This is a genomic window from Afifella pfennigii DSM 17143 (assembly GCF_000688515.1).
Lineage (GTDB): Bacteria > Pseudomonadota > Alphaproteobacteria > Rhizobiales > Afifellaceae > Afifella > Afifella pfennigii.
Genome location: NZ_JHZK01000007.1, coordinates 137029 through 160790, shown reverse-complemented (window position 1 = coordinate 160790; position 23762 = coordinate 137029). Strand labels below are relative to the sequence as shown.

Here is a 23762-nt window from a genome sequence, read left to right as displayed (position 1 = left end):
GCCAAGGCCGCTCGGCGTCTTCCGCTCCGGGCAGAAGCGGGGCGTGTTCGGGGCCATCAAGAAGGAGCTCAGAAGACGATCCGCCATCGAGGCCGTTATCGGACACCTCAAGACCGACGGCCACATGGGCCGCAACTTCCTCAAGGGACGCCACGGCGACCACGCCAATGCCGTCCTCACCGCCGCCGGCTACAACTTCCGCCTCATCCTCCGCTGGCTGAGGCTTCTCTTGCGCCTCATCCTGGAGGCCTTTGCCAAAGCCATTGGCCCCAAAACCGCGCTCCAGACGGCTTCTTAACAGTCAACGAAAGAGTGGGGGCCGTTCGGGGAAAAGTGGGGGGATGGTCGGAGCGGCGGGATTCGAACCCACGACCTCTTGCGCCCCATGCAAGTGCGCTACCAGGCTGCGCTACGCTCCGAGCGCGGCGGACTATAGTGAGCCGCTTCGCCCCACGCAATGCGCATAAGCCGCTTTGCCGGAACAAATCCAAGACCCTTCCGCCGCGCCCGAAAAGGGCCGCCGCCAAGGCGCTCCCGGTGGGGCGGAAGCGAGGGCAGGGGACGCCGGCGGGGGAGCGGGCGGCAACCTCTTCGCGGGCGCCAGCCTCAGCCAAAATTAACCATTCTCGCCCCTAACTGGCGACCCGCTCCGTATCGCATGGGACCGTTGGCCGATGCAGGCTGAAGTCGGCCGTTGGAGGCTTTATCCGACCACGGTGAGGAACGCAGTCTTCCTTATCGCCGTGCTGGCCATGAATTACACGCTGTCGCGGCCCTCGCCGGTCGATTTCCTGTTCATGCTGGCGCTCGCCCTGTCGGTCTTCGTCTGGCAGAAGGTGCGCCTCACCTTCTTCGTCTTCTTCACCCTTCTGGTGCTTTGGACGGTGTCCTTCTGGATCGCCTCCATCCCTTTTATCGGCGAGCCGGAGGTGGGGCAGGAGGCCTTCAAGAAGACCTTCGTCGTCGTCCTGGGCATCAGCGCGGCCTACATCTCCAACGATTGGGGGCCGCGCCAGCTGCACGCCTTCATGGGCGTCTACATCGTCTCCACGGTGATCGCCGCCTGTCTGGGCATCGTCGGCTTCGCCCTGGGCATCGACGCGCTGACATGGGACGGGCGGGGCAAGGGGTTCATCGACGATCCCAACATGTACTCCTCCTTCCTGCTGCCCGGCCTCATCATGTGCCTTTACATGCTGCACGAGCGCATCGGCCGGGCGGCGCTGCTCGGGCCCGCCATCGCCATCCTGGTGCTCGGCATCCTCGTCTCCTTCTCGCGCGCGGCCATCACCGCCACCTTGATCTGCTCCATCGGCTACATCGTCTTTCTCAACCGCGGCCATCTCGGCCGGGTCCTCGCCTACGGCACGGCGCTGGTGGTGCTTGCGGGCATGATCCTGACGGCGGCCCTGGTCAGCTCGCCGGAATTCGCGGAGAAATTCACCCAGCGCGCGACGCTCGCCGAATCCTACGATTCCGGCCGCGAGGGACGCTACGGCCGCTATGTGCGCTCCATTCCCTTGATCCTGGAGAACCCGGCCGGGCTCGGCATCCTGCAGCTCGACAAGATCTTCGAGGAGCCGATCCATAACATCTTCCTCTCCTCCTTCCTCAACTACGGCTGGCTGGCGGGCTTTTCCTTCCTGGCCCTGTTCATATCCTCCGTGCTTCTCAGCCTCGCCAATTACCGAACGACCGGGCATCACCCGGCCGCCGTCGCGGTCTTCATCTGCTTTCTGGGGCCGCTCCTATGCGCCCTTTTGCACGAGGGCGAGCACTGGCGGCATTTCTGGCTGCTGCTCGGCATCCTCTGGGGCTTCAACCCGGCCCGCTTTCAAAGGACGCAGGCGGCGAGCCCGCCTCCGGCCCGCGTGGCGAGGGGGCGCCCGCCGCGTCTCTCGCTTGCCGATCTTCGCTGAGCCTTGAGGGGCGGCGGGCCGTTTCGGCCTAGTAGGCCGCCTCGTCGTTGAACAGACGGAAGGGCGTCAGCAGCAGGATGTAGAGGTCGAAAAGCACCGACCAATTCTCGATATAGAACTGGTCGTGCTCCACGCGCCGCTCCAGCTTCTCCTGCGTGTCGGTCTCGCCGCGCCAGCCATTGACCTGCGCCCAGCCGGTGATGCCCGGCTTCACCCGGTGGCGGGCGAAATAGCCGTCGACCACCTGCTCGTAGAGCTGGTCCGCCGCCTTGGCCAGCAGCGCGTGCGGGCGCGGGCCGACCAGGGAGAGATTGCCTTTCAGCACGTTGATGAGCTGCGGCAGCTCGTCGAGGCTGGTCTTGCGGATGAAGCGGCCGACGCGGGTGATGCGCGGATCGTCCCGCGTGGCGAGCTTGGCGGCATTGGCGTCGGCCATCTCCACATACATGGAGCGGAACTTGAAGACCTCGATCAGCTCGTTGTTGAAGCCGTAGCGGCGCTGGCGGAAGAGCGCCGGGCCGCGGCTGTCGAGCTTGATGGCGACCGCCACCGCCAGCATGATCGGCGACAGCGCGGCCAGCGCCAGGCTGGCGAAAGTGACGTCGAAGACGCGCTTGACCACCGAATCCCAGCCGGCGATCGGCTTGTCGAACAGGTCGAGGAAGGGCACGGAGCCGATGAAGGAATAGGCGCGCGGGCGAAAGCGCAGCCGCGTCGTATGCGCCGCCAGGCGGATATCCACCGGCAGCACCCAGAGCCGCTTCATCATCTCCAAGAGCCGGCGCTCGGCCGTCAGCGGCAGCGCCACGATCAGCATGTCGATCTGCGCCCGCCGGCCGAACTCCACCAGCTCGTCGATGCGCCCGAGCCGCGGAAAGCCCTCCTGCACCGCCGGCGCGCGATCGCCCTCGCGGTCGTCGAAGATGCCGCAGATGCGGATATCGTTGTCTGGCTCGGCATCCAGGGCGTGGATGAGCGCCACCGCTTCCGGCCCGCCGCCGACCAGGACGGCGCGCCGCTCCAAGAGCCCGTTGCGCGTCCATTCCCGCACCAGCCGCGCCATCATCAGGCGCACGATGCCGAGCGAGGCGAAGCCGCACACGAACCACACGGCGAGCCACAGCCGGGAGAAATCTTCGCCGGCCCGGAAGAAGAAGATGAACAGGCTGAAACAGCCGAAGACCGCCGCCCACAGGCCGGCCGTCTTGCCGATATAGCCGAGCGGACGCCGATAGGCGGGCAGGGCGTAGCCCTTGAAGGTGCCGATCAAGGAAACGGTCAGCGCCGGCAGAATGATCAGCGGGAAGAGATAGTGCAGGCTGTACGCCTCGCCGCCGGGCACGACGTAGAGCGCGTAGATCGCCGCGCCGATGGCGAAGAGGGTGACGAAATCCGCAAGGCGCAGAAAGGTGGCCAGGAAGGCGACGGAGACCGGCCGATGGCGCAGATTCGCCGCCACGCGGGCCGCCGCCAGATTGAGGGCCGAGTGTCCCGCCCCGGACGGATCTTTGCCGGACGCCTTAGGCGCGTCCACATTTGCCAGCGACATGGTCACATTTCCGCATCTTGTTCTGACGGTTAAGTGCTGCCGATACGAATTTTATTCAATCTTTTCCGTGGGCTACGGTTAACCAAAAGCGGACGCGGACAAGCCGGCGAGGCCCGCCTCCGCCATCGCTGCGTGGCCGATCCGCCACACTCCTCGAACCTTTGCCGCCGGGGGGCAGACCTTCGCCCCGGCTTCGTCGTATTCTGGAGGAAGGAGTAATCCTTAACAGGGGCAAGCCGCGCCGTCGCATAAGGCCGAAGGCCGGATGGCAGGCAAGGTATCGGTCGGGAAGGACGCAGCGCCGCGTCCCCTCGCGCCGGTATCCAGGGGAAGAGCAGGGTGGAGCCAGAAAAGCGCCGGCCAGGCATGAAGGTCGTCATCGCCGCTGCAGCCCTTGCCGGGCTGATGGCGGGCTGCGTTGCAACGCCCGACGAACAGGCCTCCCTGACGACCTCGCTGACATCGAAAGGCCAATCTGGCGCGGCCGAGGGCGGGGAGGGGGCCTCGGAGAGCGCCGTCGCCTCGCTTCGCGCCAATGCCTACCGCAAGGTGGGCAAGGCCTATGAGATCGCCGGCCGCGTCTACAAGCCCAAACATGAGGACGAGTACGAGCGCACCGGCACCGCCTCCTGGTACGGCGATGCCTTCCACGGCAAGCTGACGGCCAATGGCGAGGTGTTCGACATGGCCATGCTGACGGCCGCGCATCCGACCTTGCCGCTCCCGAGCTATGTGCGCGTCACCAACCTCGCCAATGACCGCTCGGTGATCGTGCGCGTCAACGATCGCGGCCCGTTCCACTCCGATCGTCTCATCGATGTCTCCAAGCGCGCGGCCGAGGTGCTCGACTTCAAGCATGCCGGCATGGCCAAGGTGAAGGTGGAGTATGTCGAGCATGCGCCGCTGAAAGAGGACGACACGCAGTTCCTTCTTGCCTCCTATCGCGGCCCGGAGCTTCCGAGCGCGCCCGATCCGGCGGATGCGGCGGCCAATATCATGGTCGCCTATGCCCCGGAGGCCGAGCCCGGCGCGACGGCGCTTGATGAGGCTTTCGATGGACCGGTCGACAGCGAGAAGGTCGCCTCCGGCACGCCCTTCGATCCGGCCGCGGCGCTCGGCGCGAGCGCCCAGCTCGCCGCTGCCGAGGAAGCCCGGCCATCGGCGCAACCGGCCAGCTTCACGCTGCCGCAGCCGGCGCCGCGCCGCCTGGCTCTGCGCAGCTCCTATGTGCCTGAGGAGCGCGTGAACGCTGCTTTCGCCGCTCTCGACGAGTTCGCGGCACAGCCGTCCACCGCCTTCGGCGAAGCTGAGCAAAATCGCCTGAAGCGCCTCGCATCCCGTTGATTCTGCCGGCAAGCCGCGCTTTATGTGCGCGGGGCGAGCAAGCGATACGTCTGGAAATGCGCGCGATTCCCTTCTCAGCACGAAGCCTTCTTTACCGCCTGCTTGGCGTGTTTCTCCTTTTGTGGCTGCCGCAACAGGCACTTGCGCAGGAGTTCGACACCAGTGCGCCCTTCGCCATCCTGATGGATTTCGATAGCGGCACGGTGCTTTTGCAAAAGAACGCCGACGAGCCGATGGCGCCCGCCTCCATGGCCAAGCTGATGACGGTGGAGTACGTCTTCCATCTGTTGAAGGAGGGCGAGCTCAGCTTCGACGACGAGTTCGTCATCTCCGAGCATGCCTGGCGCGAGGGCGGGGCGGCCTCCGGCGGTTCCACCATGTTCGCCGAGCTCGGCTCGCGCGTGCGCCTGGAGGATTTGCTGCGCGGCATCATCATCCAGTCGGGCAACGATGCCGCCATGGCGGTGGCGGAGGGCATCGCCGGCTCCGAGATCGCCTTTTCCGACCTTCTCAACAGGCGGGCGGAAGAGCTTGGCATGACCAATTCCACCTTCCGCGACGCGACCGGCCTGCCGGACCCGGAGATGCGGGTGACGGCGCGCGACCTCGCCATCCTGGCGCGGCACATGATCGCCGAATACCCCGAGCTCTACAAAATGTTCGCCGAGCCGGATTTCACCTGGAACAACATCACCCAGCGCAACCGCAACCCGCTGCTTGACGCCGGTATCGGCGCCGATGGCCTGAAAACGGGCTACACGCGGGAATCGGGCTACGGGCTCGTGGGCTCGGCCGTCGCCAATACCCAGCGGCTCATCGTCGTCGTCAATGGCTGCAAGAGCCCCGGCGAGCGCGCCTCGGAGGCCCGCAAGCTGCTGGAATGGGGCTTCCGCGCCTTCCGTCAGATCACCGCCTTCGAGGCGGACGAGGTGGTGGCGGAGGCGAGCGTCTATGGCGGCGAGAAAGGCGGGGTGGCTCTGAAGGCGCAAGGACCGATCCGCGTCCTCATCGCCCGCTCCTCCACCGAGCCCTTGCGGGCGCGCGCCGTCTATCAGGGGCCGATCGAGGCGCCGGTCGAGGCCGGCATCAAGGTCGGCAGCCTCAAGGTCTGGGAAGGCGAGCGCCTTATCCAGGAAACGCCGCTCTACACCGCCGAGGCAATCGCCGTCGGACCCTTGCATCGGCGCGCCTTCGACGCCTTGGGCGAGCTCCTCTTCGGATGGCTGTGAGCCCCGCCCGCGGCCGCTTCATCACGCTGGAAGGCGGCGAGGGCTCCGGCAAGTCGACGCAGGCATGGCGCCTCGCCGATCTGATCCGGAGCGCCGGCCACGACGTCCTGATGACCCGCGAGCCCGGCGGCAGCCCCGAGGCGGAGACGATCCGCCAGCTTCTTCTCGCCGGCCTGGTGAAGCCCTTCGGGCCGACCGCCGAGGCGCTGTTCTTCGCCGTGGCCCGGCGCGACCATGTGGAGAGCGTCATCCGTCCGGCGCTTTCGGCCGGCACCTGGGTCATCTCCGACCGCTTCGCCGATTCCACCAGGGCCTATCAGGGCACGGCGGGCGCCGAGCCTGAGAAGCTCGACCGGCTGGAGGAGATCGCCGTCGGCGACACCCGCCCGGACCTGACATTGATCCTCGATATCGACATCGCCGAGGGCCTTGCCCGCGCCGCGCGGCGCAGCCTCGCCGACCGTTTCGAGGCCGATGTCGAGGCGGTGCACGCCGCCCGCAGGCAGGCTTTTCTCCAGATCGCCGCGGCCGAGCCGGAACGCTGCACCGTCATCGACGCCTCCAAGGACGAGGAGGCCGTCGCCGCGGCGATCGCCAGCGCGGTGCGCGCCCGTCTCGGCCTTGCCGCCGAGGCATGTTGAGCCATGGCCAGGAAGCCGGTTGAGGAGCGTCCCTCGCTGGACCGCCTGGCCGGCGTGCCCTTGCCGCAGGAGAACCCGCATCTCATCGGCCACGAAGCGGCCGAGCGCCAGCTTCTGACCGCCTATCGCGGCAACCGCCTGCATCACGGCCTGTTGTTCTGCGGTCCCGTGGGCGTCGGCAAGGCGACGCTCGCCTTCCGCCTGGCAAAGTTCCTGCTGGCCGAGCCCGACCCGGCGGCGGCCGATGTGGCGGCGGCCGAAAACCTCGCCATCGCCGCGCGCCATCCGCTGCACCGGCGCCTCGCCGAGGGCGCCCATCCCAACGTCCTGCATCTGCAGCGCCCCTGGGACGACAAGCGCAAGACCTTCCGCACGGTGATCTCGGTGGACACGGTCCGGCGCATCGTGCCCTTCCTCGGCACCACGGCAGGCGAGGGGGCCTGGCGCATCGTCATCGTCGACGGCGCCGAGGAGATGAACCGCAGCGCCGCCAACGCGCTCTTGAAGGCGCTGGAGGAGCCGCCGGAGCGCACCGTCTTCGTCCTCGTCACCGCCAGGCCGGGCCAGCTTCTGCCCACCATCCGCTCGCGCTGCCGCAGCTTTCACTTCGGGCTCCTCAGCGAGACGGAGATCGCCCGCATCTTCGATGCGCTCGGCGTTGCCCGGCCGCCGCAGAAGGATCTGGCCACGGTCGCCGCGCTCGCCGGCGGCAGCGCCCGCCGCGCCCTGGAGCTTGCCGGCGGCAACGGCCTCTCCCTTTACCGCGCCATCGTGCGCGCCTTCGCCGCCACCGACCATGCCAGCCTGCAGGCCGTCGCCGAGCAGGCGGCCTCCGCCCGCGGCGCCGCCTGGGCCGAATTCGCCGATCTCGTCGGCGGCTATCTCGACCGGCGCGTGCGCCGTCTTGCGGAGCCGGAGGAGGGCGCTTCGCCGCCCTCTCTGCCGCTTGCCAGGTGGGCGGAGCTATGGGAAAAGGTGGCCCGACGCTCGGCGGAGGTGGAAACCTTCAATCTCGACCGCAGGCAATTCGTGCTCAACGTCTTTGAGACCGTTGCCGAAGCCGCGCGTCATCCCCACCGCCCCATTTTCACTTGATCGCGGGCCGAATGCGATGACCGCAAAGCCGACTTTTTACATTACCACGCCCATCTTCTACCCCAATGGCGTCCCCCATATCGGCCACGCCTATACGGCGTTGGCGACGGACGCGCTTGCCCGCTTTCAGCGGCTCGACGGCCGGGACGTCTTCTTTCTGACCGGCACGGACGAGCACGGGCAGAAAATGCAGCAGACGGCGGCCAAGGAAGGCATCACGCCGACCGAGCTTGCAGACCGCAATTCACAGCGCTTCCGCGACATGATGGAGGTGCTCAACGTCTCCCACGACGACTTCATCCGCACCACCGAGGAACGCCACCATCGCTCCTGCGTGGCGATCTGGGAGCGCATGCAGGCGAACGGCGACATCTATCTGGACACGTATTCCGGCTGGTATTCCGTTCGCCAGGAAGCCTTCTTCGACGAGAAGGAGACGAGCCTCGGCGAGGACGGCGTGCGCCGCGAGCCGCTCGGCTCGCCCGTCGAATGGGTGGAGGAGGAAAGTTACTTCTTCCGCCTCTCCGCCTACCAGGACAAGCTGCTTGAGCATTATCGCGCGCATCCGGGTTTCATCGGGCCGGCGGAGCGTCGCAACGAGGTCGTCAGCTTCGTCAAATCGGGCCTGAAGGACCTTTCCATCTCGCGCACCACCTTCGACTGGGGCATCAAGGTGCCGGGCAACGAGCGCCACGTCATGTATGTCTGGGTGGACGCCCTGACGAACTACATCACCGCCGCGGGCTTTCCCGACGAAAGCGCCCCGCGCTGGCGCTATTGGCCGGCCGACATCCACCTCATCGGCAAGGACATCGTGCGCTTTCACGCCGTCTACTGGCCGGCCTTCCTGATGTCGGCGGGCGTTGCTCTGCCGCGGCGCGTCTTCGCCCACGGCTTCCTCTTCAACAAGGGGGAAAAGATGTCGAAGTCGGTCGGCAACGTCGTCGACCCGTTCGCCATCGTGGAGCATTACGGCCTCGATGCGGTACGCTACTTCTTCCTGCGCGAGGTCTCCTTCGGCCAGGACGGCTCCTACAGCCACGATGCCATCGTCGGGCGCATCAACGCCGATCTTGCCAACGATCTCGGCAATCTCGCCCAGCGCTCCCTGTCGATGGTCGGCAAGCATTGCGCCGCCGCCGTGCCGCAGCCGGGCGCTTTTTCGCCGGCCGACGAGGCCATGCTGGCCGCCGCCGACGGGCTCCTTGAGCGCTGCCGCGCCGCCATGGGCGAGCAGGCGATCCACCAGGCGCTCGCCGCCATCTGGCAGGTGGTCGGCGAGGCCAACCGCTACTTCGCCTCGCAGGAGCCCTGGGCTCTGCGCAAGAGCGATCCGCAGCGCATGGCGACGGTGCTCTACGTCACCGCCGAGGTCGTCCGCCAGGTGGCCGTGCTCGTTCAGCCGGTGATGCCCGGCTCGGCGATAAAGCTTCTCGACCTTCTCGCCGTCCCCGCCGAGAAGCGCGACTTCGCCGCTCTCGGGCAGGGCGGCCGTCTTGTTCCCGGCACGGCGCTGCCGCCGCCCGCGGCCATCTTTCCGCGCTATGTGGAAGCGGAGACGACCGCCGGGACGGCCAAGGCCACGACCTGATGCTCGTCGACAGCCACTGCCATCTCGATTTTCCCGATTTCGACGAGGAGCGCGACGCGGTTGTGGAGCGCGCCCGCGCCGCCGGCGTCCTGCGCATGGTCACCATCTCCACGCGGCTCGCCAGCTTCGACAGGATCCGCGCGCTCCTGGAGACCTATGACGACGTCTATGGCTCCGTCGGCACCCATCCGCACAACGCCGACGAGGAGCCGGACGTCACCGCCGGGGATCTCATCGCCCTTGCCGAGCACCCGAAGGTGGTCGGCATCGGCGAGGCCGGCCTCGACTATTTCTACGACAACGCCTCGCGCGAGGGACAGGCGAGGGGCCTTCGCCGCCATATCGAAGCGGCACGAAAGACCGGCCTGCCGCTCATCATCCATGCCCGCGACGCCGATCGGGACATGGCTGCCATTTTGGAGGAGGAAACGCAAAAGGGCGCCTTTCCGGCGGTGCTGCACTGCTTTTCCTCCGGCCGCGCTCTTGCCGAGACGGGTATCCGCCTTGGCCATTACGTCTCCTTTTCCGGCATTCTCACCTTCAAGAAGTCCGAGGAGCTGCGGGCGATCGCGCGCGATCTGCCGGCCGACCGGCTCTTGGTGGAGACCGACGCGCCCTATCTCGCCCCGACACCGTTTCGCGGCAAGCGCAACGAGCCGGCCTATGTCGCCCATACGGCGGCCGTTCTGGCCGAATGCCGCGGCGTCTCGCCCGAGGAGATCGGCGAGACGACGAGCGAGAATTTCTTCCGCCTCTTCTCCAAAGTGACGCGGCCCTGAACGTGGCGGACATTCTGCGCGTGCGCATTCTCGGCTGCGGCTCCTCGCCGGGCGTGCCGCGCATCGGCGGCGATTGGGGCGCCTGCGATCCGGCCGAGCCGAGGAACCGGCGCTTGCGCTGCTCGGCGCTGGTGGAGCGGGTGAAGCCTTCCGGCGAGGCGACGCAGGTGCTCGTCGACACCTCGCCGGATCTGCGCGAACAGGCGCTTGCGGCCGAACTGACGAAGATCGACGGCGTCCTCTACACCCATCCGCACGCCGACCACATCCACGGCATCGACGACCTCAGGGGCTTCGTCATGACCATGCGCCGGCGCGTCGATATCTACGCCGACCGGCCGACCATGGAACGGCTGGAGGAAGGCTTCGGCTATTGCATCCGCACGCCCGAAGGCAGCGAATATCCGCCGATCGTCAATGCGCATGTCATCGAGCCGGCAAAGCCGGTCGTCATCGACGGGCCGGGCGGCAGGCTGACGGCGCTGCCGTTTCGCCAAATCCACGGCTCCATGCCTTCGCTCGGCTATCGCTTCGGCGGCTTTGCCTATTCGCCGGACGTCTCAGGGCTCACCGGCGAAGCGCTGGCGGCGCTGCACGGCGTCGATATCTGGGTGCTCGATGCGCTGCGCCACAAGCCGCATCCCTCGCATTTCTCCGTGGAGGAAGCGCTCGGCGTCATCGAGACGGTGCGCCCGCGCCGCGCGATCCTGACGCATATGCATGTCGATCTCGACTACAACGCGCTGAAACGCGAGCTGCCGGAGAACGTCGAGCCGGCCTATGACGGCATGGTGGTGGAGCTTGCCTACGATCCGGACGAAAGGCGGCCGGCGCGGCGCGGTTAGAGCCGCCGAGAAAGGCTCTCAAGGCGCCCTTTCCGACCTCAATTATGTTCCATAATGCATCTTATGCGACTTGCGTGTTGAGCGTTGTCGGTTGCGCCTCGCTTCCGCGTCGGCCGCCGAGGACCTGACAAGCCGCTCCCCTCCACGTCGAGACGTCTCGAAAACTTCGCGCGACCTCCGGCCGGTCGTCGAGGACGCGATCGGCGCGCATGCCGTTCCGGTGTGAAAGCCACGCGCCTCATTGGCGCACCGCGCGCGGCTGCGCTATGCGAAGGCCCATGCACAGACAAGAACCACCCGCCATCGACCGGCTCATCGCCATCATGGAAGCGCTCCGCCACCCGCAGACCGGCTGCCCCTGGGATGTGCGGCAGGATTTCGCCTCCATCGCGCCCTACACCATCGAGGAAGCCTACGAGGTCGCCGACGCCATCGAGCGCGGCGACCTGGAGGATCTGAGGGACGAGCTCGGCGACCTTCTCCTGCAGGTCGTCTTCCATGCCCGCATGGCCGAGGAAGCCGGCGCCTTCGCCTTCGACGACGTTGCCGAGGCGATCTCCGAAAAGATGCTGCGGCGCCATCCGCATGTCTTCGGTCCACATGTCTTCGGTGATGGGGAGGCGGACGCCGCCGAGGCGGTGAAGCAGCGCTGGGAGGAGATCAAGGCGGAGGAAAAGGCGGAGCGCAAGGTACGGCGCGCCGCCCGCGGCCTTGCGACGGAAGACGGCGAGCTGGCGGGCGTGCCGCGGGGCCTGCCGGGCCTTCTTCAGGCGCTGAAGCTGCAAAGGAAGGCGGCCTCCTTCGGCTTCGACTGGCCAAATGTCGAAGGCGCGCTGAAAAAGCTGAAGGAGGAAATCGGCGAGATGGAGAGCGAGCTTGCGGGCGAGCCGCGCGATCCGGCCCGGCTGAAGGACGAGATCGGCGATGCGCTCTTTGCCCTCGTCAATGTCGCGCGGCTGGCCGGCGTGGAGCCGGACGCGGCGCTTCGCGGCACCAACGAGAAATTCCGCCGCCGCTTCGCCGCCATCGAAAAGGGCCTCGGCGCCGCCGGGCGGCCGATCGAGGAGGCTTCGCTGGAGGAGATGGAAACCCTGTGGCAGGCGGCCAAGGCCGGCGAAACCTCGGGCGGCTGAGACGCGGATGGCGCGTCGATTGGATTTGTCTAGACAAATAAACGCGGGTCAGCGCGAGACCGACAGCCGGATTCCCTCGCCCCGCGCCCGTTCGCGCAATTGCTCGAGCCGCCCGCTCGGCAGCCGCACCGTCAAGCTGGAGACGCCGGTCTCAGGGTCGTCGTGGCGGGCCAGGACCTCGCCGTTCTCGTAGAGCCAGGCGGCCTCGCCGGAGCGGGCCGCCTCGAACATCACCTCCACCACCGCCCTGCCCTCAAACAGCCGCGCCTCCAGAAGCGCCAGGAGTTCGGCGAGCCCCTCGCCGGTGAGCGCGGAGACGGCGACGGTGTTGTGCGCGGCCGCGGCCTTGCGCCGGAGCGCATCCGCCGCCGCCGGCTCAAGCAGGTCGACCTTGTTCCACACCTCGACGAGGCGCGGATCGGAGGCTTCGATGCCGAGCTCGGCGAGAACGCCGGCGACGTCCTGCGCCTCCGCCTGCGTCTCCGGCGAGGCGATGTCGCGCACATGCACGATGAGATCGGCGTCGATCACCTCTTCAAGCGTCGCCCGAAAGGCCTCCACCAGGCTCGTCGGCAGGTCGGAGATGAAGCCCACCGTGTCGGAGAGGATCAGCGTTTCGCCGTGCGGCAGCGCCACGCGGCGCATCGTCGGGTCGAGCGTGGCGAAGAGCTGGTCCTGCGCCATCACCGAGGCGCCGGTAAGATGGTTGAACAGCGTCGATTTGCCGGCATTGGTGTAGCCGACCAGCGCCGCCACCGGATGCGGCACCTTCTGGCGCTTGGCGCGGTGCACGTTGCGTGTGTTGCGCACGCTCTCCAGCGCCTTTTCGATGCGCCGGATGCGGTCCTGGATCAGCCGCCGGTCGGCCTCGATTTGCGTCTCGCCGGGCCCGCCGAGGAAGCCGAAGCCGCCGCGCTGGCGCTCCAGATGCGTCCACGAGCGCACCAGCCGGCTTCTCTGGTAATTGAGATGGGCGAGCTCCACCTGCAGCGTGCCCTCTTTGGTATGGGCGCGCTCGCCGAAAATCTCCAGGATGAGCCCGGTCCTGTCGAGGATCTTGACGTTCCAGGCCCGCTCCAGATTGCGTTGCTGGATCGGGGAGATCGGATGGTCGACGATGACGAGACCGGCTTGGAGCGTGCGGATGGCGAGCTTCAGCTCCTCCACCTTCCCTGCCCCGAACAGCGTCGCCGGCACCGGCTTGCGCACCGGGATGGCAAGCGCCTCCGCCACATGAAGGCCGATCGCTTCGGCAAGCCCGACGGCTTCCGCCCGGCGTGCCTCCGGCGGGCGCGAGGGCGCTCCCTCGTCCTGGCCGCGCAGCTCCGGCAACAGGACGAGCGTGCGCTCAGGATCGCGCGCCTCCTCGGGCGCGCCCTCTCCTGTCAGCTCCTTGCGATCGTGATGCCGCAATGCCTATCCGCCGCAATGCCTATCCGCCGCAATGCCTATCCGTTGTCGCCATCGTCGGGCTCGAACAACTGCACGGGCTGATTGGGCATCACCGTGGAGATGGCGTGCTTGTAGACCAGCTGCGAATGCCCATCGCGCCGCAACAGCAGGCAAAAGTTGTCGAACCACGTGACGATGCCTTGGAGCTTCACGCCGTTGATGAGAAAAACCGTAAGTGGAGTTTTTGCCTTCCGCACATGGTTCAAGAAGGTATCTTGCAAGTTCTGGTTCTTTTCGCCCATTCGATTTGCCGACCTTTATTCTTGTTGCGCCGCACCAGCAGATTGCCTGCTTTGCGGCCAGCTGTCACCCCTGGCCGGGATAACCACAATATAGGCTCCGCTTAGACGGCTTCCAGTTCCGCCACCTGGTGGAAGCGCTGCCGGATAGCCGTCGCCACGGAGCCCGGTTTGCCGTTCGCGATCGTGGTGCCGTCGATGGTTACGATCGGCATGATCAGCGTCGTCGCCGCGGTGATGAAGGCCTCGCGCGCCTCCTTGGCCTCCTGCGGCGTAAACTTGCGCGCCTCCACGTGGTAGCCGTCGCGCCGGGCGACCTCTTCCACGGTTCTGCGCGTGATTCCCGGCAGGATGCCGGTACCGTTCGGGCGGGTGACGAGCGTGCCGTCTTTGGTGACGATCCATGCCGTCGTCGCCGCGCCCTCGGTGACGAAACCTTCATCGTCGACGAACCAGGCCTCCTTGGCGCCGGCTTCCTTCGCCCGCTGCCGGGCGATCGCGTTCGGCAGCAGGCCGACGGACTTGATGTCGACCCGCTCCCAGCGATTGTCTGGCACGGTGATGACGGCGATGCCTTCCTCGGCCGTCCGATCGGCCTTCGCACGGTCGCTGGAGCGGGCCGTCACGACGATGGAAGGGCGCACATCGGGGCCGGGAAAGACGTGGTCGCGCGGGGCGACGCCGCGCGTCACCTGCACATAGACGAGCCCTTCCCTGACGCGGTTGCGCCGCGCTACCTCGTGCAGCACCACGCGCAGCGCCGCGCGTGTCATCGGCATGGCGATCTCAAGCTCGTCGAGCGAGCGCTCCAGCCGGTCGAGATGTCCGCGCATATCGACGATATGGCCGTGCCAGATCTCGCAGACCTCGTAGACGCCGTCGGCGAACTGATAGCCGCGATCCTCGATATGGACGCAGGCTGCGCGGTGCGGCACGTACCGGCCGTTGACATAGGCCACTCTCGACATTCACGCGACTCCTCGGCAACTCTCAGCCGGCATAGGCGCGAAGCGTCATCGGCACAAGGCCCGCCGCGCGCCGGCCGCGCACTTCCCCCCTGCCCCGGAACGCCGGGCCGCGCTCAGAAGTATTCAAGGCTGACCCGCGCCATCTGCTCCACGCGAGGCACCTGATCGGCGGTGGCGAAGATGACCAGCCGGTCGCCCTTGCGTATCTGGCTGGCGCCGGTCGGCACGATCACCTCGTTCTCGTGCAGGATGGCGCCGATGCGGATGCCCTTCGGCAGATCGAGCTCGCTGAGCGGCCGGCCGACCAGCGGCGAGGTTTCCAGCGCTTCGGCCTCGATCACCTCCGCCGCGCCGTTCTGGATGGTGTGGACGTTGCGGATGCGCCCGCGCCGCACATGCTGGAGGATGCGCGAGATGGTGACGGCGCGCGGATCGACGAAAGCGTCGATGCCGATCGTGCGCACCAGCGGCGGGAAGGCCGGATCGTTGAGCAGGCTCATCGTCCGCCGCGCGCCGAGGCGCTTGGCCATGACGCAGGAAAGGATGTTCACCTTGTCGTCGTTGGTGACGGCAATCATCGTGTCGGCATCGGCGATATCGGCCTCCTTCAGGATCACCTCGTCCATCGCCGAGCCGTGCAGCACCACCGTCCGGTCGAGAGCCTCGGCAATGTGCACGGCGCGCTCGCGGTCCACCTCGATCACCTTGATCTTGGCGCGCGGATTGCGCTCCTCCAGATGGTTGGCGACGTAATGGCCGATATTGCCGCCGCCGCCGATGACGACGCGCGAGCCGAGCGTGTCCTCCTTGCCGAAGATGGTGAGCGTGCGCTTCACCCGCTCCGAATTGGTCACCACGTAGACGAGATCGCCGGCCATCATCTGGTCGGCCGAGCGCGGCACGAAGAGCTGGCCGCTGCGGAAGATGCCGACCACCGTGGCGTTGAGATCCGGGAACAGCTCGGTGAGCTGGCGCAGCGGCGTATCGATCACCGGGCATTCCTCGTCGCAGGCGATGCCGAGCACCGTCACCTTGTCGTCGGCGAAGGGAATGGTCTCCACCGCGCCCGGCTGCGCCAGGCGCCGCAGCACCATCTCGCCGACCTCCACCTCCGGCGAGATCACCACGTCGATGGGCAGATTGTCGCGCGAGAACAGATTGCTCCAATGCTTGGCGAGATAGGTCTGCGAGCGGATACGGGCGATCTTCGTCGGCAGGCTGAAAAGGGAATGCGCCACCTGGCAGGCGATCATGTTGACTTCGTCGTAGAAGGTGACGGCGATCAGCATGTCCGCCTCCTCCGCGCCGGCCCTGGCCAGGACGTCCGGATGCGAGCCGTGGCCGACGAAGCCGCGCACGTCGAGCGTGTCGCGAATGGCGTTGACGAGGCGCGGCGACTGATCGATCACCGTGACGTCGTTGTTCTCCGTCGCCAGCTTCTCCGCGATGCCGTAGCCGACCTGGCCGGCGCCGCAAATAATGATACGCATGAATGCCCCTTGCCCGCCGCGTGCGGTGCCTCAATCCGGCGCTCTTATACGCCGAGGCTCTTCAGCTTGCGATGCAGGGCCGACCGTTCCATGCCGACGAATTCGGCCGTGCGCGAGATGTTGCCGCCGAAGCGGTTGATCTGGGCGGAAAGATACTCCCGCTCAAAGACCTCGCGCGCCTCGCGCAGCGGCAGCGACATGATATGCGCCGAGCCGTCGGCGGGCGTCGCCGGCAGGATCTCGCCGATCTCCGGCGGCAGCATCGCCGCCGTCACCATGGCTTCCGGGTCGCCCTGGGTGAGAATCATCAGCCGTTCCACGTTGTTGCGCAGCTGGCGCAGATTGCCGGGCCAGTCATGCGCCTGCAGCACCGCCATGGCATCATCGGCGATGCGCCGCACCGGCAGGCCGGAAGTCTGGGCGAGCTGCGCCATGAAGTAGTCGACGAGTTCCGGCACGTCCTCGCGCCGCTCCGCCAGCGAGGGCACGCGGATCGGCACCACCGCCAGGCGGTGGAACAGATCCTCGCGGAAATGGCCTTCCTTGATCTCCGCCTCCAGGTCGCGCGCCGTGGAGGAGAGGATGCGCACATCGACCTTCACCTTCTTGGAGCCGCCGACGCGCTCGAAGGTCTGCTCGACGAGAACGCGCAGGATCTTGCCCTGCGTCTCGCGCGGCATGTCGGCCACCTCGTCGAGATAAAGGATGCCGCCATGCGCCTCTTCCAGCGCCCCGACGCGCCTTCCGTGTCCGTTCATCGCCTCGGTGCCGAAAAGCGCCACCTCCATCGTCTCCGGCGTGATGCTGGCCGATGACAGGACGACGAAAGGCCCCTCCGCGCGCCGCGAGACGGCGTGGATGGCCCGCGCCACGCGCTCCTTGCCGGCGCCGGAGGCGCCGAAGATCATCACCCGCGAATTGGTCGGCCCGACCCGCTCCACCGTCTGGCGCAGATGGTGCATGGCGGAGGAGGAGCCGACGAGATCGTTGCTCTCGCCGGAGCGCTGCTTCAGCTCCGCCACTTCCTTCTTCAGCCGCGAGGCCTCGATGGCGCGCTGGGCGACCAGCACCAGCCGGTCGGCCTTGAAGGGCTTTTCGATATAGTCGTAGGCGCCGCGCTTGATGGCCGAGACGGCGGTTTCGATATTGCCGTGTCCGGAGATGATGACGATGGGCAGCTCCGGATGCTCCTTGTGGATGACGTCGAGCAGGGCGAGGCCGTCCAGACGGCTGCCCTGCAGCCAGATGTCGAGGAAGATCAGCCCCGGGCGCCGCTCCGCGATCGCCTCCAGCGCCTGGTCGCTGTTGGCGGCCGTGCGCGTGCCGTATCCCTCATCCTCCAGAATTCCGGCGACGAGCTCGCGAATATCGGCCTCGTCGTCCACCACCAGGATGTCGGTAGACATCTTCACTTCGCCTCCTGTACGGCGCGCTCGTCCGGCGTTTCCTGAGCCGGCGCGGCAGCCGCTTGGTTGCTGTAGGGAAAGTTCAGCCGGACACAGGCGCCCGGCTCGTCGACGCCAACGGCGCTGGCGTCGTAAAGTTCGATGGAGCCGCCATGCTCCTCCATCACCTTGCGGACAATGGCAAGCCCGAGGCCCGTCCCCTTCTGGCGCGTGGTGATATAGGGCTCAAGCAGCTTCTCTCGGCCCTCCTGCGGCAAACCCTTGCCGTTGTCGATGACGTCGACGACGGCGAAATCGCCGCCATCCTTCACCCGCACGCGAATCTCTCCGCCCTTGCGCGCCCCGCCTTCGGCCTCGATGGCGCTTTCGATGGCCTCCGTGGCGTTCTTGACGATGTTGGTCAGCGCCTGGGTGACCAGCCGATGGTCCACCGGCGCCTCCACCGGCTCCTCCGGCATGTCGAGGGCGAAGCCGATATTGGGGTTGCCGACCTCCTGCAGGAACACCGCCTCGCGGATGAGCTCGCGCAGGTCGCGCTTTTCCATCACCGGCTTGGGCATGCGCGCGAAGGCGGAGAATTCGTCCACCATGCGGCGGATGTCGCCGACCTGGCGGATGATCGTCTCGGTGCACTGGTCGAAGACCTGACGGTCCTTCTCCTCCTCCACCTGCGGGCCGAAGCGGCGGCGGATGCGCTCGGCCGAGAGCTGGATCGGGGTGAGCGGGTTCTTGATCTCGTGGGCGATGCGCCTGGCGACGTCCGCCCAGGCCGAACGGCGCTGCGCGGCCACCAGGTCGGTGATGTCGTCGAGCGTCAGCACGAAGCCGTCGCTCTCTGAATCGCTCGACTGCTCGATCGTCGCCTGCACGTTGAGCGTGCGTTTCTCGCCATTGCGGCTGACGGTGATCTGGTCGCGCGCCGTGCCCCGGCCGCGGCTCGACACCTCCTCCAGGACACGCGACAAATCGGGCACGACATCCGTGATCTTGCGGCCGACGAGGCCGCTATCGCCCTCCCCGAGCGATTCGATGGCGGGATGGTTGGCCAGCGTCACCACGCCCTCCGGATCGAGGCCGATGACGCCCGCCGAGACGCCGGAGAGCACCGCCTCGGTGAAGCGGCGGCGTTCGTCGAGCTGGCTGTTGGCGGAAAGGAGGGCATTGCGCTGCGAGCGAAGCTGGCCGGTCATGCGGTTGAAGGTGGCCGAGAGCAGGCCGAGATCGCCGGCCTCCTGCTCCACTGGCACGCTGACATCGAGATTTCCCGCCGAAACGTCACTGGCCGCGCCGATCAATTGCCGGATCGGCTGCACGAGACGGTTGGCAAAACCAAGGCCGATCCAGATGGCCGATAACAGCACCACCAGCGCCATGCCCACGAACAGGATGGCGAAGGCGATCTGCACGCCGAAGCGGTTTTCCTGCAATTGCCCATATTCGGCGGCGCTCTCCGCGGTCAGGCGAACCTGACGAGTGACCTTGGGGTCGAGTGGCCGCGCAAGGTAGAGGTAAACGTCGTCGAGGCTTGTGAGTTTCAACACACCGCCGACAAGGTTGGTTGTGCCAGGCGCGATCAGCGCCGGTCGGCCCTTGTCGGCATCCTCGAAGACCTGGGCCGGCGGCGGCGGCACCTTCAGATTGGTGGCCGTGGTGCCTTCCACGATGGGCGTGCGGTCGCGTCGGATGAGCGAGATCGCCGATAGGCCGCGCAGCTGCGCCTGATTGGAGAGATAGGCGGCGATCGCCTGCCGGTTCAGCTCAAGATCGGGGCTGACGCGGTTGAACTCGCTGGCGATCGCCAGAAGGTCGATGGCGAGGATGCGGCTGTGCTCCTGCACATAGGCCTCCGCCACCTCGCGCGAATTCTCGATGATGGCGGTGGTGCGCTCGGCGAACCAGCGGTCGAGACCCTTGTTGAGCGTGATGGAGGCGATGCCCGCCGTCAGGATCGCCGGCAGGGCGGCGATGATGGAGAAAAGCGCCACGATGCGCACATGCAGGCGCGCGGCGGCGCGCCCGCGCTGGCGGGCGATCCAAAGTCCGGCCGCCTCGTAGACGACGGTCGCCAGGAGAAACAGGACGACGACGCCGTTGAGAAGACCGGCCGCCCGCACCACCGCCGGTGTCGGCTCGATGGAGGTCTGACCGGTCAGGACAAGGAAAGATCCGACGGCGCTGGTCAGCGCCAAGAGCACGGCGAGCAAGCCCACCATGCGCGCAACACGGTTGCGCTCACTAAAGCCCGGACGGATGCGCCCGGGCGGCACGTCGGATGAGGTCGCGACTGACATAAGTGTTGGGGCCGATCGTCAGATCGCCTTTCTCTGAGCTAAACAGAGTGGACGTGACTAATATGTCACAAAAACGGCGTTCGACCAGTCAATCGACAAGTGTTCATCGTGGCCCCCGCACGACGAGAATTTGCAGATCGCGGATTTTCTTGCGCAACGTGTTGCGGTTGACGCCAAGAAGCTCGGCCGCGCGTATCTGATTGCCGTTGGTAGCGCCCAGCGCCGCGCCGATCAAGGGCACCTCGATCTCTCGCAAAACCCGGTGATAAAGCCCGGGCGGCGGCAGGGCGTCGCCGAACTCGTTGAAGAGGTTGGCCATGTGCCGGGCGACGCAATCGGCAAGGCCCTCCTCTTCCGGGATGCGCGTCGTCTCCTCCATCTCGCCGGTCGGCTCCAGCTCCTGGCGCACCAGGTCGGCGGCGATCGTCTCTTGCGGATAGAGCGCCGTCAGACGCCGGACGAGGTTTTCCAATTCGCGCACATTGCCGGGCCAGCGATGCCGCTTCAGCGCTTCAAGCGCCTCGTTCTCGATGGTCTTGGCCGGCAGGCCCTCGCGTTCCGCCTCCGCCAGGAAATGCCGAACGAGGTCGGGAATATCGTCCGTGCGCTCGCGCAGCGGCGGCAGGCGGATCGGCACGACGTTGAGGCGGAAGAACAGATCCTCGCGGAAAAGCCCCTGGCGAATGAGGTTTTTCAGATCCTTGTTGGTCGCCGCGACGATGCGCACATCGGTACGGATCGGCGTGCGCCCGCCGACCGTCGTGTATTCGCCCTGCTGCAACACGCGCAGGAGCCGCGTCTGCGCGTCCATCGGCATGTCGCCGATCTCGTCCAGGAAGAGCGTGCCGCCGTCGGCCTGCTCGAAGCGGCCGGCGGAGCGGTGCTGGGCGCCGGTGAAGGCGCCGCGCTCATGGCCGAAAAGCTCCGATTCGATGAGTTCGCGCGGAATGGCGGCCATGTTCACGGCCACGAACGGGCCTTTGCGGCGCTTGCCGTAATCGTGCAACGCCCGGGCGACGAGCTCCTTGCCGGTGCCCGATTCGCCGAAAATGGTCACCGTCAGGTCGGTCTGCATCAGCCGCGCGAGAACCCGGTAGATGTCCTGCATGGCGGCCGAGCGGCCGACGAGCGGGATCGCCTCCTCCTGCTCCTGGCCGGCGGAGACGCGCCCATGCGGCTCCGACAGCGCGCGCCCGATCGTGGCGATCAACTCCTTCAGATCGAAGGGCTTGGGCAGATAATCGTAGGCGCCGCGCTCGGAGGCCTTGATCGCCGTCATGAAGGTGTTCTGCGCGCTCATGACGATGACCGGCAGGTCCGGCCGCACCCGCTTGATGCGCGGCAAAAGCTCAAAGGCGTTCTCGTCGGGCATGACGATATCGGTGACGACGAGATCCCCCTCGCCTTCCGCCACCCAGCGCCACAGCGTCGCCGCGTTGGAGGTCAGGCGCACCGTATAGCCGGCGCGCGACAGAGCCTGGTTGAGGACGGTACGGATCGCCGCGTCGTCGTCGGCGACGAGGATCGTGCCCTGTGTCACGAGCTTCCAGCCTCCTTCGGGTCCAGCTCGTCCGACGCCTGTTCCAGGGTCGGCATGAGAATGCGGAACATGGTGCGGCGTGGCTGTGATTCGCACTCGATGATCCCTCCGTGGTCGCCGATGATCTTCGCTACCAGAGCCAATCCAAGTCCCGTGCCATTTGCCTTGGAGGTGACGAAGGGGTCGAAGAGATGCGGCAACAGATCGTCCGGCACGCCGGGACCGTTGTCGATGACGGTGAATTCCAGCGGCAGGCTCACCCGCGAGCGCGTGCCGGGCACCGAAAGGCGAATGCCGGGGCGGTAGGCCGTGCGAAAGATGATTTCGCCATCGGATTGCCCTTCAAGAGCTTCCGCCGCGTTCTTCACAAGATTGATGAAGACCTGCAAAAGCTGGTCGCGGTTTGCCAACACCGGCGGTAGCGAGGGATCGTACTCCTCGTGGATGCGGCTCTTGCGGGCGAAGCCGGAGCTTGCGAGCGTCTTCACCCGCTCCAGCACCTGATGGATGTTCACCGGATGGCGCTCCACCGGGCGGGCATCGCCAAAAGTCTCCATGCGATCGACGAGGCTGGCGATCCGGTCGGTCTCCTCGCAGATGAGGCGGGTCAGGCCCCTATCCTCCTCCGCCGCGGTGCTCTCCAGGAGCTGCGCGGCCCCGCGAATGCCCGATAACGGGTTCTTGATCTCGTGCGCCAGCATGGCGGCGAGCCCCATCACCGTGCGCGCAGCGCCGCGATGGGTGAGCTGCCGGTCGATCTTCTCCGTGACGGAGCGCGGCAGCAGCATCACCGAGACATAGCCGTCGCTGACAGTGACGGGCGAGGCGTAGATATCGACGAGCTTGTCGGAGCCGATACGCGGCGAGCTCATGTCGACGCGGTATTCGGTGATGGCGGCGCCGCGTTCGCGCACCTGCTCCAGGAGCGGAAAGAGCGGGCTGCCGAAGGGCACCAGCCGTTCAAGCCCGTCGCGCTGCATCACCGCCGCGCTCGCCCCGAAGAAGATTTCCGCCGCCTGGTTGGCGGACAGGATGGCGTTGCCGCCGCCCACGACGAGGATGGGATGCGGCAAAGCGTTGAGGACGGCAAGCGCCGGCACGCCTTCTTCGCGGCCGTTCTTGCCGGCAAGTGCCAAAGCCATCAGGCAGCCTTTCTGGGTGGCAGAAGAGCGGGCTCGCTGCCTGCAAAAGCGGCAGCCACCTCCGCCATGACCCGGCGCGGCGCCGCCTCGCGCAGGATACGCTGGCGCGCCGCCGCAAGGCCGGGGCTTTGCGCAAGCGTGTCGAGATACCAGCCAAGATGCTTGCGCGCGATGCGCAAGCCCGGCACCTCGCCGTAATGGGCGAGCATCGCCTCGTAATGCTCCACAACGAGATCGGCGAGCGCCGCGCCGGTGGGCGCTTGTTGAGGCGTCCGGCCGGCAAGCACCGCCCCCGCCTGCCCCACCAGCCACGGCCTTCCATAGGCGCCGCGCCCGATCATCACCCCCGCCGCGCCGGCCGCCGCGCGCATCGCCGGCGCGTCCTCCGCATGCGCAAGATCGCCGTTGGCGATGACCGGGATGCGAACCGCCTCCGCCACCTCGCGGATGGCGCGCCAATCCGCCCTGCCCTTGTAGAACTGGCAGCGCGTGCGCCCGTGCACGCTGACCATGGCGATGCCGGCGGCCTCGGCGCGGCGCGCCAGCTCGGCAGCGTTGCGCGAGCGCTCGTCCCAGCCGAGCCGCATCTTCAGCGTCACCGGCACGCTGGCGCTGGCGAGGGCGGCATCGATCAGCCGTTCGGCCAAATCGAGGTCGCGCATCAGATGCGAGCCGGCATAGCCGCCCGTCACCCGCTTGGCGGGGCAGCCCATATTGATGTCGACGATATCGGCGCCGGCCGCCTCGGCGACGCGCACGCCCTCGGCCATCGCCTCCTCGTCGCGGGCGGCGAGCTGCACGACATGGAGCGGCAGCCCCTCGCCTTCCGCCCTGAGCCGCGCCTCTTCGGAACGCCGCTGCACAGCGTCGCAGGCCACCATCTCCGACACCACCAGCCCGGCGCCGAAGCGCGCCGCCAGGCGCCGGAAGGGCAGATCGGAGACGCCCGACATGGGTGCCAGAACGGCACGATTTGGAATCGACAGCCCGGCGACCTTCAAGCTATCGATGGCTGGTTCAGGATCGTTCAATGATCAAAAATCCGGCAAAAACTGGCGTGCCGATTATCTAGTCAGATTGACGGCATCGGCAAGTGCGACAAGCGGCTA

Annotated in this window: 19 protein-coding genes, 1 tRNA gene and 1 pseudogene; 10 read left to right on the top strand and 11 right to left on the bottom strand. The window is 66.9% G+C overall.

What is annotated here, in order from left to right:
• Positions 1-298 (top strand): annotated as a pseudogene (locus Q331_RS0108145) (IS5/IS1182 family transposase); the annotation flags it as partial.
• A 44-nt stretch (positions 299-342) separates the two neighbouring features.
• Here the strand turns inward: Q331_RS0108145 and Q331_RS0108140 are convergent.
• Positions 343-419 (bottom strand) — tRNA-Pro (locus Q331_RS0108140).
• Between the two features lie 255 nt (positions 420-674).
• On the opposite strand from Q331_RS0108140, the gene Q331_RS0108135 reads away from it, so the two are divergent.
• Entirely contained in the window at positions 675-1919 is a 1245-nt protein-coding gene (locus Q331_RS0108135; protein ID WP_026380273.1) for an O-antigen ligase family protein, read from the top strand.
• Between the two features lie 28 nt (positions 1920-1947).
• On the opposite strand, the gene Q331_RS0108130 is transcribed toward Q331_RS0108135, so the two are convergent.
• On the bottom strand, positions 1948-3468 hold the full coding sequence (locus Q331_RS0108130) for an undecaprenyl-phosphate glucose phosphotransferase (RefSeq protein WP_026380272.1): 1521 nt from the start codon (positions 3466-3468) through the stop codon (positions 1948-1950).
• A 339-nt stretch (positions 3469-3807) separates the two neighbouring features.
• On the opposite strand from Q331_RS0108130, the gene Q331_RS20610 reads away from it, so the two are divergent.
• From Q331_RS20610 to mazG, 8 genes are all read left to right on the top strand, one after another.
• A complete protein-coding gene (locus Q331_RS20610; RefSeq protein ID WP_245615551.1) occupies positions 3808-4812 on the top strand; it encodes a septal ring lytic transglycosylase RlpA family protein in 1005 nt (334 codons plus the stop codon).
• Between the two features lie 56 nt (positions 4813-4868).
• On the top strand, positions 4869-6041 hold the full coding sequence (locus Q331_RS0108120; protein WP_026380271.1) for a D-alanyl-D-alanine carboxypeptidase family protein: 1173 nt from the start codon (positions 4869-4871) through the stop codon (positions 6039-6041).
• Positions 6032-6682 carry a dTMP kinase gene (tmk, locus tag Q331_RS0108115; protein WP_026380270.1) on the top strand — a complete coding sequence of 217 codons (651 nt, stop codon included), beginning with the start codon at positions 6032-6034 and terminating at the stop codon, positions 6680-6682. The genes Q331_RS0108120 and tmk overlap by 10 nt, the downstream gene beginning before the upstream one ends.
• Positions 6683-6685: 3 nt before the next feature.
• Positions 6686-7777, top strand: coding sequence for a DNA polymerase III subunit delta' (locus Q331_RS24085; protein ID WP_026380269.1), 1092 nt, complete (start codon positions 6686-6688; stop codon positions 7775-7777).
• Between the two features lie 16 nt (positions 7778-7793).
• On the top strand, positions 7794-9368 hold the full coding sequence (gene metG / locus Q331_RS0108105) for a methionine--tRNA ligase (RefSeq protein WP_026380268.1): 1575 nt from the start codon (positions 7794-7796) through the stop codon (positions 9366-9368).
• Entirely contained in the window at positions 9368-10147 is a 780-nt protein-coding gene (locus Q331_RS0108100) for a TatD family hydrolase (protein WP_026380267.1), read from the top strand. The genes metG and Q331_RS0108100 overlap by 1 nt, the downstream gene beginning before the upstream one ends.
• Positions 10148-10149: 2 nt before the next feature.
• Entirely contained in the window at positions 10150-10992 is an 843-nt protein-coding gene (locus Q331_RS0108095) for an MBL fold metallo-hydrolase (RefSeq protein WP_026380266.1), read from the top strand.
• A 278-nt stretch (positions 10993-11270) separates the two neighbouring features.
• The gene (mazG, locus tag Q331_RS0108090; RefSeq protein WP_026380265.1) at positions 11271-12125 is read left to right on the top strand and encodes a nucleoside triphosphate pyrophosphohydrolase; all 855 of its coding nucleotides are present in this window, start codon (positions 11271-11273) and stop codon (positions 12123-12125) included.
• A gap of 48 nt (positions 12126-12173) precedes the next feature.
• Here mazG and hflX read toward each other — a convergent pair whose 3' ends face one another.
• The 9 genes from hflX to dusB all read right to left on the bottom strand — a co-directional run bounded on the left by hflX (position 12174) and on the right by dusB (position 23684).
• Entirely contained in the window at positions 12174-13514 is a 1341-nt protein-coding gene (gene hflX, locus Q331_RS0108085) for a GTPase HflX (protein ID WP_051630834.1), read from the bottom strand.
• 59 nt (positions 13515-13573) lie between these two features.
• Positions 13574-13819: an RNA chaperone Hfq gene (hfq, locus tag Q331_RS0108080; protein ID WP_026380263.1), complete on the bottom strand. Its 246-nt coding sequence runs from the start codon at positions 13817-13819 to the stop codon at positions 13574-13576.
• A 101-nt stretch (positions 13820-13920) separates the two neighbouring features.
• Positions 13921-14784, bottom strand: a complete 864-nt coding sequence (locus Q331_RS0108075; protein WP_026380262.1) for a D-amino-acid transaminase — start codon at positions 14782-14784, stop codon at positions 13921-13923.
• A gap of 113 nt (positions 14785-14897) precedes the next feature.
• Positions 14898-16274, bottom strand: a complete 1377-nt coding sequence (trkA, locus tag Q331_RS0108070; protein WP_026380261.1) for a Trk system potassium transporter TrkA — start codon at positions 16272-16274, stop codon at positions 14898-14900.
• A 44-nt stretch (positions 16275-16318) separates the two neighbouring features.
• Entirely contained in the window at positions 16319-17680 is a 1362-nt protein-coding gene (ntrX, locus tag Q331_RS0108065) for a nitrogen assimilation response regulator NtrX (RefSeq protein WP_026380260.1), read from the bottom strand.
• Positions 17681-17682: 2 nt separating this feature from the next.
• Positions 17683-19893, bottom strand: a complete 2211-nt coding sequence (locus Q331_RS20605; RefSeq protein WP_084174899.1) for a sensor histidine kinase NtrY-like — start codon at positions 19891-19893, stop codon at positions 17683-17685.
• A 181-nt stretch (positions 19894-20074) separates the two neighbouring features.
• Positions 20075-21511, bottom strand: coding sequence for a nitrogen regulation protein NR(I) (gene ntrC / locus Q331_RS0108055; protein ID WP_026380259.1), 1437 nt, complete (start codon positions 21509-21511; stop codon positions 20075-20077).
• Positions 21508-22653, bottom strand: a complete 1146-nt coding sequence (locus Q331_RS20600) for a two-component system sensor histidine kinase NtrB (protein WP_034491462.1) — start codon at positions 22651-22653, stop codon at positions 21508-21510. The genes ntrC and Q331_RS20600 overlap by 4 nt, the downstream gene beginning before the upstream one ends.
• On the bottom strand, positions 22653-23684 hold the full coding sequence (gene dusB / locus Q331_RS20595; protein ID WP_281173895.1) for a tRNA dihydrouridine synthase DusB: 1032 nt from the start codon (positions 23682-23684) through the stop codon (positions 22653-22655). The genes Q331_RS20600 and dusB overlap by 1 nt, the downstream gene beginning before the upstream one ends.
• Between the last annotated feature and the right edge of the window lie 78 nt (positions 23685-23762).